18 protein-coding genes and 1 pseudogene are annotated in these 17,809 nt (G+C 64.6%); 16 read left to right on the forward strand and 3 right to left on the reverse strand.

Annotated features, from left to right (window positions below):
• Positions 1-194: 194 nt before the first annotated feature.
• Positions 195-296, forward strand: a pseudogene (locus CV102_RS27220) (surface glycoprotein); the annotation flags it as partial.
• A gap of 75 nt (positions 297-371) precedes the next feature.
• On the forward strand, positions 372-2,975 hold the full coding sequence (locus CV102_RS13405) for a PGF-CTERM sorting domain-containing protein (protein WP_233710685.1): 2,604 nt from the start codon (positions 372-374) through the stop codon (positions 2,973-2,975).
• 703 nt (positions 2,976-3,678) lie between these two features.
• Here the strand turns inward: CV102_RS13405 and CV102_RS26000 are convergent.
• Positions 3,679-3,843 (reverse strand): hypothetical protein, encoded by a 165-nt coding sequence (locus CV102_RS26000; RefSeq protein ID WP_187432964.1) that lies wholly within the window; start codon positions 3,841-3,843, stop codon positions 3,679-3,681.
• Between the two features lie 224 nt (positions 3,844-4,067).
• On the opposite strand from CV102_RS26000, the gene CV102_RS13410 reads away from it, so the two are divergent.
• Positions 4,068-4,571 carry a cupredoxin domain-containing protein gene (locus CV102_RS13410; RefSeq protein ID WP_148858519.1) on the forward strand — a complete coding sequence of 168 codons (504 nt, stop codon included), beginning with the start codon at positions 4,068-4,070 and terminating at the stop codon, positions 4,569-4,571.
• A 37-nt stretch (positions 4,572-4,608) separates the two neighbouring features.
• Here the strand turns inward: CV102_RS13410 and CV102_RS13415 are convergent, their stop codons facing one another.
• Entirely contained in the window at positions 4,609-5,106 is a 498-nt protein-coding gene (locus CV102_RS13415) for a hypothetical protein (protein ID WP_148858520.1), read from the reverse strand.
• A gap of 176 nt (positions 5,107-5,282) precedes the next feature.
• Here CV102_RS13415 and uvrA point away from each other — a divergent pair, with 176 nt between their 5' ends.
• The 9 genes from uvrA to CV102_RS13465 all read left to right on the forward strand — a co-directional run bounded on the left by uvrA (position 5,283) and on the right by CV102_RS13465 (position 15,048).
• On the forward strand, positions 5,283-8,246 hold the full coding sequence (gene uvrA, locus CV102_RS13420; RefSeq protein WP_148858521.1) for an excinuclease ABC subunit UvrA: 2,964 nt from the start codon (positions 5,283-5,285) through the stop codon (positions 8,244-8,246).
• An 89-nt stretch (positions 8,247-8,335) separates the two neighbouring features.
• Positions 8,336-8,743 (forward strand): hypothetical protein, encoded by a 408-nt coding sequence (locus CV102_RS13425; protein ID WP_148858522.1) that lies wholly within the window; start codon positions 8,336-8,338, stop codon positions 8,741-8,743.
• A gap of 81 nt (positions 8,744-8,824) precedes the next feature.
• On the forward strand, positions 8,825-9,838 hold the full coding sequence (locus tag CV102_RS13430; RefSeq protein ID WP_148858523.1) for an ABC transporter ATP-binding protein: 1,014 nt from the start codon (positions 8,825-8,827) through the stop codon (positions 9,836-9,838).
• Complete coding sequence (locus CV102_RS13435; RefSeq protein ID WP_148858524.1) at positions 9,838-10,635, forward strand: ABC transporter permease; 798 nt, start codon at positions 9,838-9,840, stop codon at positions 10,633-10,635. The genes CV102_RS13430 and CV102_RS13435 overlap by 1 nt, the downstream gene beginning before the upstream one ends.
• Positions 10,636-10,692: 57 nt before the next feature.
• Positions 10,693-10,899 carry a hypothetical protein gene (locus CV102_RS13440; RefSeq protein WP_233710686.1) on the forward strand — a complete coding sequence of 69 codons (207 nt, stop codon included), beginning with the start codon at positions 10,693-10,695 and terminating at the stop codon, positions 10,897-10,899.
• A gap of 68 nt (positions 10,900-10,967) precedes the next feature.
• Positions 10,968-12,014 (forward strand): WD40/YVTN/BNR-like repeat-containing protein, encoded by a 1,047-nt coding sequence (locus CV102_RS13445; protein WP_148858525.1) that lies wholly within the window; start codon positions 10,968-10,970, stop codon positions 12,012-12,014.
• A 780-nt stretch (positions 12,015-12,794) separates the two neighbouring features.
• A complete protein-coding gene (locus CV102_RS13455; RefSeq protein WP_148858526.1) occupies positions 12,795-13,112 on the forward strand; it encodes a 30S ribosomal protein S24e in 318 nt (105 codons plus the stop codon).
• A complete protein-coding gene (locus CV102_RS13460) occupies positions 13,113-13,247 on the forward strand; it encodes a 30S ribosomal protein S27ae (protein ID WP_148858527.1) in 135 nt (44 codons plus the stop codon).
• A 130-nt stretch (positions 13,248-13,377) separates the two neighbouring features.
• Positions 13,378-15,048: a bifunctional N(6)-L-threonylcarbamoyladenine synthase/serine/threonine protein kinase gene (locus CV102_RS13465; RefSeq protein WP_148858528.1), complete on the forward strand. Its 1,671-nt coding sequence runs from the start codon at positions 13,378-13,380 to the stop codon at positions 15,046-15,048.
• On the opposite strand, the gene CV102_RS13470 is transcribed toward CV102_RS13465, so the two are convergent.
• Positions 15,049-15,270: a YgaP family membrane protein gene (locus CV102_RS13470; RefSeq protein ID WP_148858529.1), complete on the reverse strand. Its 222-nt coding sequence runs from the start codon at positions 15,268-15,270 to the stop codon at positions 15,049-15,051. It abuts the gene before it with no gap.
• Between the two features lie 178 nt (positions 15,271-15,448).
• Here CV102_RS13470 and pcp point away from each other — a divergent pair, with 178 nt between their 5' ends.
• The 4 genes from pcp to CV102_RS13490 all read left to right on the forward strand — a co-directional run bounded on the left by pcp (position 15,449) and on the right by CV102_RS13490 (position 17,789).
• Positions 15,449-16,078: a pyroglutamyl-peptidase I gene (gene pcp, locus CV102_RS13475; RefSeq protein WP_148858530.1), complete on the forward strand. Its 630-nt coding sequence runs from the start codon at positions 15,449-15,451 to the stop codon at positions 16,076-16,078.
• A gap of 118 nt (positions 16,079-16,196) precedes the next feature.
• Positions 16,197-16,475: a DUF5808 domain-containing protein gene (locus CV102_RS13480; RefSeq protein WP_148858531.1), complete on the forward strand. Its 279-nt coding sequence runs from the start codon at positions 16,197-16,199 to the stop codon at positions 16,473-16,475.
• Positions 16,476-16,579: 104 nt separating this feature from the next.
• Positions 16,580-16,786, forward strand: coding sequence for a DUF4177 domain-containing protein (locus CV102_RS13485; protein WP_148858532.1), 207 nt, complete (start codon positions 16,580-16,582; stop codon positions 16,784-16,786).
• Positions 16,779-17,789 (forward strand): hypothetical protein, encoded by a 1,011-nt coding sequence (locus tag CV102_RS13490; RefSeq protein WP_148858533.1) that lies wholly within the window; start codon positions 16,779-16,781, stop codon positions 17,787-17,789. The genes CV102_RS13485 and CV102_RS13490 overlap by 8 nt, the downstream gene beginning before the upstream one ends.
• Positions 17,790-17,809: the final 20 nt, after the last annotated feature.

A 17,809-nucleotide genomic window follows, 5' to 3' on the forward strand; every position in this document is an offset into this window, starting at 1 on the left:
GACCGCCTAATACAAGGCATACAGGCTAAATTCACGTTAATTGCTAAATCATGTTCAATACTATTTCTGCCCCACAAAACATTTATACCATCTGTCTAAAGTAGCAGTTACCCCTACCCACCAAACCGAGTCGACTACCGCCGTGATATTTCGGCGAGAAAGATTCGGTTTACAATAAACGCAGACAACAAACAATGACAGAAAACAACTCATATCGCGAAAAGGGACGTGCAGTGTTCCTTGCCGCGCTTATGGTGCTTTCCGTGGTCGCGATGGCCGGGTTTGCGGCGCCAGTCGCAGCCCAGGCCGTTGATTCCTCGGACCGCACTTCCGTTTCGGACGAAACACCATCGGCTGGTGACTCAGTCGATGTGGAGGTACAGGTAGAGATTGGTGAAGTTCCTGAAGAAGGTAACTTCGGATTTGACGAAGAATTCGATCCCGCTTTCGCTGACGTGAGTCTGGGACCGGTTGAAATCAACGGAGAATTCTATGGTGATACAACTACCGTCTCCGATGAGGACTTCGCTTCGTGGAATATCGAAAGCGAAGATCTTGAGGACGGTGACGTAGTCACTGCCGAATACACTGTTGATGTCCCCGAAGATGCTGCTGGAGAGACGTACGAAATCTCCGGAGAAGCAGTCTTCGGTGACGAGAGCGTCGAGACCGGAACCACCGAAATCAACGTCCAGGAAGAGGACGATGAAAACGGTGAAGACGAAAACGGTGAAGACGAAAACGGTGAAGACGAAAACGGTGACGACGACGAATCCGACGAGTCCGCAGTCGACGCTGACGTAGTCTTCGACAGCCCGGACGACGTTGAAGACGTCTGGGTCGGCCAGCAGATGGCCGTCGGTGACCTCGAGGACGCCAACGGTGCCGAGATCCGCGAGGGCTTCCCATCGGACGATGCTGACAACGTCGAGACCTCCGCTATCGACAACGGCTACGCCACCTTCGACACCAGCGAACTCGAAGATGACGAGCCGTACCACCTGGTCGTCCACGGTGACGACACCTACGACGACAAGTACGGATTCTGGGCCTACGAAACGAACTTCGAGGTCGAGATGAGTAGTGTCGTCTCCCAGGTCAGCAGCACTGACTTCAGCTTCGACTCCGACCGTGACGACGGCTACGACGTCGTCGTCTCCTCGGACGACCTTGACGAGGACGAACTCGACGAGATCTTCGGTGCGGACGATAGCGTTGACACCTCCGTCGACTCCGACGACGGTGTCGTGACCCTCGAGGGCGTCGGCAACGCCGACAACCTCGACGCTGACTTCAGCGACGCTGAGGTTGGCGAGTACAACATCACCTTCGACGTCGCAGACACCGTTGACTCCGACGAGGCAACGGTCGAAGTGACCGACGAGGAACTCGACTACGAGTTCGTTGACGTCTCCGAGCCCGCACAGGGTGAACTCGGACAGATCACGATCGGCGTGAGCGAGTCCGACACGGCCGCTGTCGTCCTCGGTGACGATGACGACGGCTACGTCTCCACCATCGAACTCGAGAACATCGACGACGAAGAAGTGACGCTGCTGTTCAACACGCACGCCGCTGCTGACGAGCCGTGGATCGTCCACGAGGACTCCGACGCAGAGATCGCCGACCAGGACGTCGACACTGAACTCGGCTCCGATGAGGCCTTCCCCGCCTACAACTGGGACCTCTCGGTCGGTGACTCCGTGAGCGACAACGAGATCGACAACGAGTACGACCGCGACCGTCTGGTCGTCCAGGACCGCACGACCCCGGGTGACGTCTCGCTCGAGACCGCCCCTGCTGCGGACGAAGTCTCTGACTTCGACTCCTACGACGACGCAACGGTCACCGCGACCGACAGTGTTGCTGACGAAGACGCCCTCATCGTGACCGTCGACGACTTCGGCGCAGAGGGCATCATTGCTGGGCTCCACGGGGACGCTGACCTGGACGATGAAGGAATCGTCCTCAGCATCACGGAGCAGGAATCTGGCCCGATCGGCGAGCCAACCACCTGGAGCACCGACGCTGACGACGAACACCTCGACGCCGAGCTAGTCAACACGGCACAGGACGACTACGATGGCGACCTGGTCTTCGTCGTCCACAACGCCGACGAGCTGGAAGTCGGTGACGACTACGACGTCGAGTTCGAGATCACTGACGACAACCGCTACGTTGACGACGAGGACGACGAGTTCAGCGAGGAACTCGAGCTGAGCATCGTCGACCGCGTCGTTGAGTGGGATGCCATCGAGTCGCTCCCCGCTGAGGAGGACGCGACGGCGAACGGCACCACGACGGTCGCACCTGGCACGGAACTCGAAGCCAACGCTGACTCGCCCAACGACGAGGGCGGCTTCGTTGCCTTCACCGACGCTGTTGTCACCGCTGGTGACGACGGCGCCCACGTGTTCAGCGCTGAATTCGACCTCGCCGGCGAACAGGACGGTGTCCTCTTCGACCTCACCGTCGAAGACCACGAGTCCGACGCTGAGGACACGCTCGAGGACGTCGAACTGGTCGGTGCTGAAGAGCCTGAGCCCGAAACCTACGACCTCGACGTGACCGTCGAGAACGAGGACGGTGAGGCTCTCGACGCTGACGTGACGGTCGACGGCGAGTCCGACTGGGGCGCGCTCGAGAACGGCACGTACACCGTCACCGCTGACCACGACGACTACAAGTCCGCTTCCGAGGATGTCACCATCGACGGTGACGACAAGAGTGTCACGCTGACGCTCGAAGAGGAAGAGGACAAGAACGGCGAGGACAAGAACGGTGACGACGAGAACGGTGACGACAAGAACGGCGATGACGAGAACGGTGACGACGACGCCAACGGCGACGACGCCAACGGCGACGACGGTGACGACGAAGGCGAGGATGACGACTCCACGCCTGGCTTCGGTGTCGCTGTCGCAGTCGTCGCACTGCTCGCCGCCGCCATGCTCGCACTCCGCCGCGACAACTAATCGGCTAACGAACTACCGGATTTAATCCGGCCCTTGCGGCATTTCGCTTTTCTTTCGAACGCTACACCACCCAGCGACAGCAGTCAGGAGTATACGCTGGCAAGACGTTCAGACGTTACACACGATCTGCGGGTCAATCCGGCTCACTGTGAGGACGCTCTCCGACAGGCTTACTGAGCGCCCCCGAACGAAGGTCAATACTGGAGGGCTTTCGTATGAGGAACGGCCTGAGCTGCGACAGATCGAGGTCACATAGTCCTCGGAGACGACGAACACAGGGGACGGAGGCGGGTTCACGACTGTCTACTACCTCGAGGGCGACGATCGCCGAGCAGCCGAGGTCTTCGTCGAGGAGAACCGCGACCAGCTCGAGGACATCGCCTTCTCGAAAAACCGTCGTCCAGCGAGGTGTCTTACGCGAAGTGTGTGACTGAATTCTTCACTACGACGGGGAACGCGACCTCGAGAAAGACGAGTCGGTCGTCCGCGAAGTACGTCCCGACGGCCCGACCTGGGCGATCAGCCGACAGCACTACGACGAGTATCCACAGCGACGGTAGTCGATCGGTGAGACGCCATCCGTCCGCATCGATCAGGTCTCGCTCGAGAAGCTGTGCGACTCCTTCGGTGACGCGATCACGATGTCAGATCTCGAGGCACACGATGCGATCGGTGTGGAACCCGTTGCAGTTGGTACTCTCGGTCAGGAGGGGTGCTGATGGCTGAGCCGCTCGGCGACCACGCCGGGAACCGGCGTTCCGCAGTCCTTGCACTTCCAGTTGCGGCTGACGCCGCCCCGTTCTTTTTGCATGTCCTGTCTGAACTGCAGCGTCGCACCACAGGTACATCTGTGGGTCGTACGGGACATGGATGCTAGCACTCGGTACAGGGAAATAAGCGGTACGGGCACGACGCTGTAGCGGCGGCGACGCCGACGTGGCTTCGAATCACCGTCGTCCCACCCGTCAGTTCTTCCTGCCGACCGCGTTGGGAGAACCGACTGAGAATAATTCAGAAATAACTGGTTTCTTCGAACGATTTTACACCATCTTCCGGAAATAGTCTAAGGGCTTCATCTGCATACTATCGAACATGTGGGGGGAAACTAGTGCAACTCGGCGAACGGTTATCAAGCTCGCTGGAGGCGCGATCGCCGCGACGCCGGTAGCCGGGTGTCTAGCCGACGAAGAGCCCGAGGCCGAACTCGACCCGGACGAGGAAGCGCCGGAAGACGAGCCGGAAGAGCCGGACAGGGCGAGCGAGTGGGAAGCCGTCGACGAGATTCGACTCGAGTCCGACGTCACGGTCTGGATCGGCGCCGAACCCGATCCGATCGATGGCGAGGAGAACCCGACGCTGGTGCTCTTCGAGGGGCGAGAGTACGCGATCACGTGGGAGAACGGAGACGGGTTCCGGCACAATATCGAACTTCGGGACGCCGACAACGAGATCGTAGACGATCACGCCACCCGTCCGATAGAGGGCGAGGGTGAGACGCAGACCCTCGAGTTCGAGGCGAGCGACGAACTGGCCGAGTACGTGTGTGAACCGCACGAGCCCACGATGCGCGGGGAGATCGACGTCGTAGACGGCTGAGTCGAACCACCCGTAACGCGGGACCTCGAGTGCGGAACTACTCGTCGGACGACTGGGACTCGAGGGCGGCCTCACACACCGTCTGCCGGTCGTCGAAGTAGGCCGGAGCGTCGGCTTCGGCCTCGAACTCGACGACGCGAGTCAGCGCCGCCTGGCCGTCTTCGACCTCGGCTTGCAACGTCTCGGCGAGCTCCGTGTACTCCGCTGCGAGTTCCTGGAAGGCCTGGATCCGCGCCTGCTTGGCGTCGACCAGGAGCTGCTTTTCCTCGACGTCCTGGCCGGTCGCCTCGAGGTCGTCGACGTCGGGCTCCTCGTCGGGACCGGTCGCCGACGGTGGACGGGCCGTTCGTGGCGTCTCTCCCGACTGATTCTCGAGTTCCGAGCGGAGTTCGGCGAGTTCCTCGTCGATCTCGTCCAGCAGTGCGTTCGCCTCGTCGGTCATCGTCTCGACGCGTCCCGAGAGCAAGCCGGCCTGCGTCCGACAGTACTCGACGAACTCCCCGACTGAGAGTGCGGCTCCGGTGTCGTCGCTCATACAGATCCGTTAGCGCTTCTACCCGAAGTCATTTGGGTCGCCGCGAGCCGCTCGCTGCTAGCACACACCACGGGATTGGCCTTTCAGACGCGTTAAGTTCCTCCAACCCGTGACTCGCGTATAATGAACCGACTGTCAGATCGACCACCGGTCCGTTCTATCGCTCAGGTCTACCGATGAGCCAGGAACACATCGAGGTTCGAGGGGCAGAGGAGCACAACCTCAAGGATCTCGACGTCACGATTCCGCGAGAGGAGTTTACCGTCGTCACCGGTCTCTCCGGTTCCGGGAAGTCCTCGCTGGCGTTCGAGACGATCTACGCCGAGGGGCAGCGCCGCTACATCGAGAGTCTCTCGGCGTACGCTCGGAACTTCCTCGGCCAGATGGACAAGCCCCAGGTCGAGACCGTCGAGGGGCTCTCGCCGGCGATCTCGATCGACCAGAAGAACGCCGCGAACAACCCCCGCTCGACGGTGGGGACCGTCACCGAGCTTCACGACTATCTCCGTCTCCTCTACGCTCGCGTCGGCACCCCCCACTGTCCGGAGTGTGGCCGCGAAGTCGGCGAGCAGAGCGCCCAGAACATGGTCGAGCGAATCCTCGAGCTCCCCGAGGGAACGAAGGCCAAACTCGCGGCACCGGTCGTCCGCGACCAGAAGGGAGCCTTCGAGGACCTGTTCGACGAACTCGTCTCCGAGGGATACGCTCGCGTCGAGGTCGACGGCGAAGAGCACGATCTGACCCTCGACAGACCCGACCTGGACGAGAACTTCGACCACACGATCGACGTGATCGTCGACCGCGTGAAGGTCTCGACCGAGGCCCGACCGCGGATCATCGACAGCGTCGAGACCGCCCTCGACGAGGCCGAAGGCGTTCTCAAGGTCATCCTTCCGGACGCACCCGAGGAGGTCGCCGCGGAGCTGGGCAGGATGGCCCGCAGTACGGGCGCGCTCGGCGACGAGACCGAATCCGACGACCGCTTCGTCGTCGAGTTCTCGAAGGACCTCGCCTGTACCCACTGCGGAATCGACGTCCCCGAGATCGAGACGCGCTCGTTCTCCTTTAACTCGCCCCACGGCGCCTGTCCCGAGTGCGAGGGGCTGGGCGAAACCAAGGAGGTCGACGAAGACCTCGTCGTCCAGGACGAGTCCAAGCCGCTCAAACACGTCTTCGAGGCGTGGAGCTACAACCGGTCGTACTACAAGACCCGGCTCGACGCCGTCGCGGAGCACTTCGACGTCTCGCTGTCGACGCCGTTCGAGGAGCTCGACGCGGACGTCCAGGACGCGTTCCTCTACGGCACCAGCGGACAGGTGCTGTTCAAGCGCCACACCAAGAACGGCACCCGCCGGAAGCGCAAGCGCTTCGAGGGCGTTATCCCGAACCTCGAGCGTCGCTACCTCGAGACCGACTCCGACTCGACGCGCGAGCACATCGAGGACTACATGTCGGTCACGGAGTGTCCGGCCTGCGACGGGACCCGGCTCAAGCCCGCCAGTCGGGCCGTGCTGGTCGACGGCACCTCGATCACCGAGATCAACGGGATGAGCATCGGCGACGCGCTCGAGCACTTCGAATCGCTCGAGGCCGACCTCACCGAGCGCGAGAAGGTGATCGCCGAGGAGATTTTGAAGGAGATCCGCGCCCGTCTCGGCTTCATGTGCGAGGTCGGCCTCGAGTACCTCACGCTCGACCGCGAGGCCTCGACGCTTTCGGGCGGCGAGAGCCAGCGGATCCGACTCGCGACCCAGATCGGCTCCGGGCTGGTCGGCGTGCTGTACGTGCTCGACGAGCCCTCGATCGGGCTCCACCAGCGGGACAACGACCGCCTGCTCGACACGCTCGAGGAGCTTCGGGACCTCGGCAACACGCTGATCGTCGTCGAACACGACGAGGAGACGATGCGCCGCGCGGACAACGTCATCGACATGGGGCCCGGCCCCGGCAAGCGCGGCGGCGAGGTCGTCGTCAACGGCTCCGTCGACGAGGTCAAAGCCTGCGAGGAGTCGGTCACCGGCGACTACCTCTCGGGACGAAAGCAGATCCCGGTCCCGGACGAGCGCCGGGATCCCGACGGCGCGCTCACGATCCAGGGCGCTCGCCAGCACAACCTCGCAGACCTCGACGTCGACATCCCGCTCGGCTGCTTTACCGCGATCACGGGCGTCTCGGGCTCGGGCAAGTCCACGCTCATGCACGAGGTGCTCTACAAGGGACTGGCCCGCGAGATGAACAACAACACGAGCGTCATCCCGGGCGACCACGACAGCCTCGAGGGCCTCGATCAGATCGAGACCGTCCGGCTGATCGACCAGTCGCCGATCGGTCGGACGCCGCGCTCGAACCCGGCGACGTACACCAACGTCTTCGACTACATCCGGGAGCTGTTCGCCTCGACGAAACTGGCGAAACAGCGCGGCTACGAGAAGGGACGGTTCTCGTTCAACGTCAAGGGCGGCCGCTGCGAGGAGTGTGGCGGCCAGGGGACGGTGAAGATCGAGATGAACTTCCTCTCGGACGTCTACGTCCCCTGTGAGGAGTGCGACGGCGCTCGCTACAACGACGCCACGCTCGACGTCACCTACAAGGGCAAGACTATCGCCGACGTCCTCGACATGAACGTCGAGGAGGCCTACGACTTCTTCGAGTCCTCGAGCCAGATCCGCCGCCGACTCCAGTTGCTGAAGGACGTCGGTCTCGACTACATGACCCTCGGCCAGCCCTCGACCACCCTTTCCGGCGGCGAGGCCCAACGGGTCAAACTCGCCGAAGAGCTCGGGAAGAAGGACTCCGGCAACACGCTCTACCTGCTCGACGAGCCGACAACGGGGCTCCACAGCGAGGACGAGCGCAAGCTGATCGATGTCCTCCACCGGCTGACCGACAACGACAACACCGTCGTCGTCATCGAACACGAACTCGACCTCGTGAAGAACGCCGACCGCGTCGTCGACCTCGGCCCCGAGGGCGGCGAGAACGGCGGCGAGATCGTCGCGACCGGAACCCCCGAGGACGTCGCCCGCCTCGAGGCCTCCCACACCGGTCGCTACCTGCGAGATCTGCTCCCCGGCGTCGACCTCGAGGGGCCGCGCGGCGAGCGCGTCGATCCCGTCACTGCGCCGATGGACGACGACTGACTCGCCGAATCCGTCGTCCGAACGGTTGCGAGCTTTTTGCACCGAAATCGGAACCGTTACCGGAGCCACATGTGTGGTAGCACCAACAGATGAGCGACCAGAAGGAGACCGTTCGACGCGGATTCACCGGCGCCGGAGTCGTCACGGCACTGCTCGCGCTCGGAGTCGTCGTGTTCGGCGGAGTGACACCCGTGACGGCGTTTCTGGCCGGCTGGCTCGCAGTCGTCGGAGTCTTGCTCTTCGTCGCCGGCGTCCGCGAGCGCGTCTCGGTCGGCGGTGCGACGGCCGACTGGCCCCGGATCGGCGCGGTCGGCATGGCGGCGCTCGCGCTCGGATCGACGACGCTCGGGTTCGCACAGCTCCTGACCGGACCCGGCGGCTGGCAGTTGTTCAACGGGATCGCCATGCTGCTCGTCGGCCTCTACCTGGTCTGGGTCGCCCTCGAGTGCTGGCTCGGCGGCGTCCGAATGGATTCGGAGACGTTCGCCGTCGAGTGACCGACCGGAGTCCGCGTCGAACGAACCGAATCCGGTGACCGTTCGCTCGAATATAAGGTACGTCGTCGATAATCAGGGGACGTGACCGACGCGAACGCGGCGACGATCGAGGTTTCGGGATTGACGAAGTACTACGGTGACGTTCGCGGCGCCGAAGACGTCACCTTCGACGTCGAGCGCGGCGAGATCTTCGGCTTTCTGGGACCGAACGGCGCGGGAAAGTCGACGCTGATCCGCGTGCTGCTCGGCCTCCTCGAGCCGACCAGCGGCGAGGCCCGCCTCCTCGGCTCCGACGTGACGGCTCGCGACGAACTGCTCGAGGCCAAACGCAACCTGGGCTACCTGCCGAGCGACGTCGCCTTCTACGACCGCGTGACCGGACGCGAGATCCTCGACTACTTCGGCGGCATCCGCGGCGACGAACGCCGCGAGGAACTGCTCGAGCGCTTTCCGGTTCCGCTCGACCGGACGGTGAAGGCCTACTCGAGCGGCAACCGCCAGAAACTCGCCATCGTCGCGACGTTCATGCACGATCCGGACCTCGTCATCATGGACGAGCCGACGTCGGGGCTCGATCCGCTGGTCCAGAACGAGTTCTACGAACTGCTCGACGAGCAGCGCGAACGCGGGAAGACCTCGTTTTTCTCGTCGCACATCCTGAGCGAGGTCCGCCGGGTCTGCGACCGCGTCGGAATCATCCGCGACGGCCGGCTGATCGAACTGGACACCGTCGAGGGCATCATCGAGGAGAGCGGCACCGTCGTCCGGGTTCGCCTGGCGGAGGCGCCCGATCCGGAGGCGCTCCGATTCCCGGGCGTCTCGAGCGTCGAGCGAATCGACGGCGGTAGCGATGTCGGCGTCGGCGACCTCGAGAGCCCCGGAGACGAGAGTCGAGGAGGCGACGACGCGGGCGCCACCTACCAGCTCGTGCTCTCCCGGGAGTTCGACGCGCTGATCGACCGCCTCTCGGCGTACACGGTCGACGATCTCGAGGTGCGCGAGGCCGCCCTCGAGGACGTCTTCATGCACTTCTACGACGGCTCCGGGGCGGCGGCCGACACGGCGGAACCGCCGGCCGCTGGAGGTGACGCCTGATGCTCGAGATCGCTCGGTTCGAGTGGGGGCGACGCGCCCGCGGGACGGTACTGCTGTCGGTCGCCTTCCTCGCGCTGATCGCGCTCACGATGGGGCTGTTTCCGTCGATCCGCGAGACCGGCGGGGAACTCGACGCCTACCTCGAGACGCTCCCGCCGGAGGTGGCCCGCGCGTTCGTCGGCGACGTGACGACGCTGACGACCATCGAGGGCTACCTCGTCTCGCAGCTCTACCAGTTCGGCTGGGTGATCCTCCTCGGGATCTACTTCGCCTACGCCGCGGGGTCGACGATCGCGAGCGAGGTCGAGCGGGGCCGGGCCGACATGCTGCTGTCGTTGCCGATCACTCGCGCCAGGTTCGTCGTCGAGAAGTTTCTCGCGTTCGTCCCCGTCGTCGTCGCGGTCAACGTCGTCACGTTCGCGGCCATCTACGCGGGGATCGTGCTGGTCGACGAGTCGATCGATCTGGCCGACATGGCCGCAGTTCACGGCGTTTCCGTCCTCTACCTGCTCGCCTGTGGGGGTATCGGACTGCTCGCATCGGTCAGCTTCGACTCGGTCCGGCGGGCCCAGACCGTCGGCGCCGGCGTCGTCTTCGGCACCTTCCTCCTCGACTCGATCACCTACGACACCGACTACGAGTGGCTCGGCGCCCTCTCCGCCTCGCGGCACTTCGACCCCGCGGCGATCCTCGTCGCGGGCGACCTCGAGTGGACCGGCATCCTCGTCCTCGCCGTCGCGACGGTCGCGCTGGTCGCCGCGAGCGCGGTCGTCTTCGAACGGCGCGACCTCCAGTGAGCGAGCCGCGGACGAAACGAAAACCGATTTGACAGCCTCGACTCGAGAGACGAACGAATGAGTCCCGACGTGGCCGACGACCGGTGCCAGATGAGCGGCTGTACGCGCCCGGCCGAGCACACGATGACGTTCAAGCGACACGAGGACGTCGCGGTCTGCGAGACCCACCGCAGGCGCAACGTCGCGATCAAGTACGGCGTGCTCGTCGCGATCTCGGTCGTTCTCGCGGGACTCGGGCTGGCCGCCTACTGGCTCGTCGTCTGACCGCCGCTCCGTCGGTCGGTCGGACGGCCGGGGGAACCTTTCTGAGTACGGCCGACCTATCCCCGGGTATGGCGACGATCTACGCCGCGATGCGGAATCGGCTGCTCCGCTGTGAACGTGACGACGGGAACTGGGAGACAGTGAACCACCTCGAGGGCCACGACCTCGAGTGCGTCGCCGCCTCCCCCGACGCGCCCGACCGCGTCTTCGTCGGCACGTTCGAGAGCGGCCTCTTCCGATCGACAGATGGCGGCCAGACGTTCGAGCCCCTCGAGACCGAGTTCACGACCGAACTCGAGGAGGGGTACGGCGACGCCGAGGACGTCGAGAGCGACGCCGTGATGTCGGTGACGATCAGCCCGCACGATCCCGACGTCGTCTACGCCGGGACCGAACCCAGTCGCGTGTACCGGTCCGAGGACGGCGGCGACAGCTGGGAACACCTCGAGGGACTGGTCGACCTCCCCTCGGCCGACGAGTGGTTCTTCCCGCCGCGGCCGCACACCCACCACGTCCGCTGGCTCGAGGTCGACCCGTTCGATCCCGACCGACTCTACGTCGGCATCGAGGCCGGCGCGTTCGTGTTGAGTACCGACGCTGGCGAGAGCTGGCAGGAGCGGCCACCGGGCTCGAGACGGGACAACCACAGCCTGGCGATTCATCCCGATCGCGAGGGGCTCGTCTACTCGGCGGCCGGCGACGGCTTCGCGGTTTCGACGGATGGCGGCGAGTCGTGGGACCAGCCCCAGGAGGGCCTCGAGCACCGCTACTGCTGGAGCGTCGTCCCCGACCCGAGCGATCCCGAGTCGGTGCTCCTCTCGAGCGCCAGCGGCGCGGGGTCGGCTCACACGGCGAGTTCGGCCAAGTCGTACGTCTACCGAAAGACTGGTGACGACCCCTGGGAACGGCTGGACGGCAACGGGCTTCCGATGGGCGAAGGCGTGGTCAGGGCGGTGTTCGCGACGACCGACACCGAGGGCGAGGTGTACGGCGTGACCAATCGAGGACTGTTCCGCTCGAGCGACTTCGGCGACTCGTGGGATCGCCTCGACGTGGCGTGGGCGGAGGGGCTCGAGACGCAGACGCCTCGCGGACTGGCGGTACTCGAAGAGTAGGTAGCGGTAGTCGCCATCGATTCTCCATCCGAGATAGTTGATTCAGTGCGCAGCGGTGCGTGTGTATGAGTTCGCGTCGTCGGATGGCAAATACCGCCTGGAAACCGCTACCTATCGTGGACACACGGGATTTCCACACCCTCCCCAGCCGCTTCACTCGGTCACTGCGTTCCCTCGCTCATCCCTCGCACGGCATTAGACGAGGGCTCGCTATTCGCTTCGCCCTCGTCCAGCGCGCGCCACCGCAGCGTGCTCGATCGGTCCGGTGTGAATCGCTACGGCTCTGACGCCCTCGAGAATCCCGCGCTCTCGCGGCGGTGCTCGAACAGCGACGCGATCGCGACGGCGTGGACCGGGGCGACGAGTGCGCCGGTCAGGGCGGCGCCGGCGACGGGAACGCTGGCGAGGAGCCAGGCGCCGACGCCGAGGACGAAAACCAGGCCGAGCGCCGTCAGGCCGTCGCCCGTAATCCAGGACCCGCTTTGTCGGATCGCCGTCCAGGGCGACGCGCCGTCGGCTCGGTTTCGGCGGGACGTTCGAACCGGACTCGTCCGCGTGCTCGTTCTGTCGCATGCGCTGACGGTCCATCGTCGCCGACCTCGTTGTCACGCCGTGACACTGCCCAGGCAGCGCCCGCCCATCCGTCGCAGCGACCGTCAGCCCCGGAAACAGGGCCTCGAGACGCCGACGGCGCAGTCCGCTCGAGGGTGGAGCCGGCGTCACCCGCTTCGAAATCCTTTTAGGCGCTACACGGGGATAGTAGTGTAACTGAGTGATATCATGGACGTCGACATCATTTCCGAAGAGGAGAACCCCATGTTGCACCGATCGGACGTTACGTTCGAACTAGTCCACGAGGACGCCACGCCCTCCCGTCTGCAGGTGCGTGACAGCCTCGCCGCGAAGCTGAACAAGGACGCCGCCGAGGTCGTCATCCGTCAGCTCGACACCAAGTTCGGAATGCGAAAGACCGTCGGTTACGCCAAAGTCTACGACTCGGCCGACCACGCCCGCGACGTCGAGCAGGACCACATGCTCGAGCGAAACAAGATCGGCGCCGACGAAGGCGACGCCGAAGCCGAAGCGGAGGAGGCCTAAATGTCCCGTCACGAACTCTACGGAGAGGACGGTACCACGGACCGCGAACAGTGTCCCCGCTGTGGCGACGCTTTCCTCGCCGACCACGGCGACCGCACGCACTGCGGCAAGTGCGGGTACACCGAGTGGGAGTAAGGCGACGTGCCGAGCGACGCGAGGCAGGTTGTGGACGTGCAAACGGGGACCGAAGTGACCCGTAAGCGCTCGACGTGTTTCGCTCGCTCGTTCCACCGAACGATTACGTACTGACACTAACCTAAGAGTCGTGAGTTCTCACACGCGCGTTCTCGGCATCGAAGGCACCGCCTGGGCGGCCAGCGCAGCCTGCTACGATTCCGGGACCGACGACGTCTTCATCGAGAGCGACGCCTACCAGCCCGATAGCGGCGGTATCCATCCTCGCGAGGCGGCCGAACACATGCACGACGCGATCCCCCGCGTCGTAGAGACCGCACTCGAGCACGCTCGCGAGACCCACGACGGTCCCGAAACCGAGCCGCCCGTTGACGTCGACGAGCGGAGCTCGTCGGGCCAACAGGCTGCGCCTGTTGACGCCGTCGCCTTCTCCCGCGGGCCCGGTCTCGGCCCCTGTCTGCGCGTCGTCGGGACGGCCGCACGAGCGCTCGCCCAGTCGCTCGACGTGCCGCTCGTCGGGGTGAACCACATGGTCGCCCACCTCGAGATCGGTCGCCACACCTCCGGCTTCGACTCGCCGGTCTGTCTGAACGCCAGCGGCGCGAACGCCCACCTGCTGGCCTACCGGAACGGCCGCTACCAGGTGCTCGGCGAGACGATGGACACCGGCGTCGGCAACGCGATCGACAAGTTCACCCGCCACGTCGGCTGGTCCCATCCCGGCGGTCCGAAGGTCGAGGCCGCCGCGGAGGACGGCGAGTACGTCGACCTCCCCTACGTCGTCAAGGGGATGGACTTCTCGTTCTCGGGGATCATGAGCGCCGCGAAACAGCGATACGACGACGGCGTCCCGGTCGAGGATGTCTGCTACTCGCTCCAGGAGAACATCTTCGGAATGCTGACCGAAGTCTCCGAGCGCGCGCTCTCGCTGACCGGCAGCGACGAACTCGTCCTCGGCGGCGGCGTCGGCCAGAACGCCCGCCTCCGGGCGATGCTCGAGGAGATGTGCGCCCAGCGCGGCGCCAGGTTCCACGCGCCCGAGCCCCGGTTCCTGCGCGATAATGCGGGCATGATTGCCGTCCTCGGCGCGAAGATGTACGACGCCGGCGACACGCTCGCGCTCGAGGAATCGCGAGTAAACCCGGACTTCAGGCCCGACCAGGTGCCGGTCACGTGGCGGGCCGACGAGTCCGACCTGGCGCTCGGTCGCGAGGAGGGGAGCGTCCGCGGTGCCGAAGCGGTCGTCGATCTCGATCCCGACGCGGGTTCCGCGACGAAGCGCCGCGAGCGCAAGGAGTACCGACATCCCGAACTCGACGAACGGCTCCGTCGAGAGCGAACCCGAATCGAGGCGCGACTGACGAGCCTGGCCCGGCGCGAGGGTGTGCCGACGCCGGTCCTGCGCGACATCGATCCACGACAGGCGCGCCTCGAACTCGAGTACGTCGGCAGGCAGGATCTCCGAACGTCGCTCTCGCCCGATCGGGTTCGCGACGTGAGCCGGCACCTGGCGCGGTTACACCGGGCCGGGTTCGTCCACGGGGATCTGACGACGAGGAACGCCAGAGTAGATGGGTCGCGGACGTACCTCATCGACTTCGGCCTCGGCTACCACACCGACCACGTCGAGGACTACGCGATGGACCTGCACGTCTTCGATCAGAGCCTCGTCGGCACCGCCGCAGATCCCGAACCCCTGCGCGCGGCGCTCCGCGAGGGGTATCGCGAAGAGGGAGACGAATGCGTTCTCGAGCGCCTCGAAGACGTCGAGGGCCGGGGTCGGTACGTCGACGACTCGTAGTCAATCCACGCCGCAGGAGTCGTCCGTCGTATCGATCCCGAACAGGTAGTTTCCGCCGCAGAATCCGGTCACCGTGTTCTGGAGGAGGCCGAGACCGGCGATCCCCGCAATCGCGGCGCGTTCGTGCTCGTCGTCCGTGTACGCCGCGACCGCGACCACGAGCAGCCAGATGCCCAGCACCCCGCGAACGATACGATCGAGTCCGCCGACGTTCTTCCTCATACACTAACTGTTGTTGCAGGATCGAGTTAGCTATATCGCCACCCCCTCGAGCGGGATCGTCTGCTGTCCCTTTTAACCGGGTCACTCGAACGTCGACGCCGGCCGACCATCGAATGTGTGTTCGAGAGACGCCACCGAAACCGAGAGATTCTTTCGGTGACCGTTCGAGGAACGACCGATGAGCGACGTTCTCGTAACCGGCTACGAACCGTTCGGCGAGTTCGAGACGAACCCCGCAATCCGGCTCGCGGAACGACTCGACGGGGCCGAGATCGGCGGTGCTGGCGTCGTCGGGACCGAACTCCCCGTCGTCTTCGACCGCGCGACGCCACAACTCGAGGCTGCCGTCGACGAACACGACCCCGACGTCGTCTGCGCGCTCGGACTGGCGGGCGGACGGGCCGCGCTCTCGCTCGAGCGCACTGGGATCAATCTCCGCGATACGAGGGGCGTGCCGGACAACGAAGAGCGCGAGGTCGTCGACGAGCGAGTCGCCGAAAACGGTCCCGATGCCTACTTCTCGACGCTACCCTGTCGGCAGATGAAGACGGCGATGCGGGACGGCGGCGTGCCGACGCGGCTCTCGACCGACGCCGGCACGCACTGCTGTAACAACGTGCTGTATGCCGCGCGCCACCTCGTCGAAACGACCGACGCGGACTTTCGAGTCGGCTTCGTCCACGTCCCCTTCTCCCACGAACAGGCCGCGGCCCGCGACGAGGGTGAGCCGAGTATGGCACTCGAGACGATGGAACGCGGACTCCGCGTGGGACTCGAGGCGGCGCTGACGGGGCCCTCGGGGCACTGAGATCCTGTTACCGTAGCGAGCGGGACACCACTCGACCGAACAGCCGTCGTGACAGACCAATTTCCGGAACCGAGAGGAGCACACAATACTCTTAATCGTGGACGACGTTCGTTGGCGCATGGTAGACAAGCCAACCTCCGGTGAGGTTCTCGGCGTACCGTACAACTTCGAGCGACCGAGTATGGGTCGGATGCTCTCGTCGTACTGGCAGCCTGGCGAGGGGATGCTCGTCGAGAAACCCTTCGGCGTCGGCTATACCCTGAATCTCGCCAACTGGCGCTCCTGGATCGTCGTCGCCGTCGCCGGAGCCCTCCTCTGGCAGGAGCAGAAGGGCAAGACGGAAGGCACCGACGGCACCGAGGACGAGCCGGTCGAAGTCATCGTCGACGACGAGTAACCCTTCTGCGAGCGGGGCGGTCACCCGCCGGGTTCGGAACGATTGAAACGCCGAGCACGCGGTGCAACGCGAATCCTTTTTCGTCGTATCCGAGATATACGAGTATGACAGGAGACGACGGCACCGTCTGGGAGTACGAGACGGTTCGCCCACCTCGCGGACCGACGATGGAAGAGGCGAGTGATCCGAAAGAGACGCTGAACGAACTCGGCCAGGAGGGATGGGAACTCGTCGCGACGATCGACTACTCCGGCGGCGGAACGAAGTTCCTGGTCTTCAAGCGACCCGCGCAGGGTGACAGCGATGAGTGAGGACGAGATCAGTACCGAGAACACGATGCGCGAGCGGGCCGAGGAGAGTCGGCTGAAACTCTGGTTGCTCGTCGGAGCGAACCGGCTGGTCGTTACGGGGGTCATCTCGCTCGCGTTCTTCGGGCTGTTCATGCTCGGCGGACTGTTCGATCCGAGCCTGGCGGAACTGCTCGAGGACCGCGGCGTGATCGAGTCACTGTTCGCGTCGATGCTCGGCGCGCTCGTCACGGGCGTCACCCTCGTCGTCACCATCAGTCAGCTCATCGTCTCCCAGGAGAACGGGCCGCTGGGAGAGCAGCGGGCGCGTATGAGCGAGACGATGGACTTTCGGAGCTATATCAAGGATCTTACCGACAAACCGGCACCGGCCGATCCGTCGGCGTTCCTGCGGGAGATCGTCGACTCGACGGAGGTGCGAGCCGAAGCCCTCCGCGAAGTCGTCGCCGGGACGGACGACCAGGACCTCGAGCGGGAGGTCGACGAGTTCGTCGACAGCATTACGGGTAACTCCGAGACGGTTCGCGAGAAACTCGACGGCGCCAAGTTCGGAACGTTCGACGTCGTCTACGCCTCGATGGACTACAACTACTCCTGGAAGATCTTCCAGATCGAGCGCTTCAAAGCCGAATACGGCGACGTTCTCGACGAGGACCAGGACGAGGCGCTCGACGACCTCCGCACCTCGCTGGTCATGTTCGGCCCGGCCCGAGAGCACATCAAGACGCTGTACTTCCAGTGGGAGCTGATCGACCTCTCGCGACTGATTCTCTACATCGCGATTCCCGCGCTGCTCGTCTCGGGAATGATGATGACGTTCGTCGACGAGACGACGCTCGTCGGAACGGTACTCGGCGTCGAACTCCTCGTCTGGGTCGTCGCCGCGAGCTTTACGTTCACGCTCGCGCCGTTCTTCATGCTGACCGCGTACGTCATGCGGATCGCGACGGCCGCGAAACGGACGCTCGCGATCGGGCCGCTGATCCTGCGCGACTCCCAGCGCTGAGCGCGAGGCGTTCGCGACGG

The sequence above is a fragment of the Natronococcus pandeyae genome (assembly GCF_008122205.1).
Taxonomy (GTDB): domain Archaea; phylum Halobacteriota; class Halobacteria; order Halobacteriales; family Natrialbaceae; genus Natronococcus; species Natronococcus pandeyae.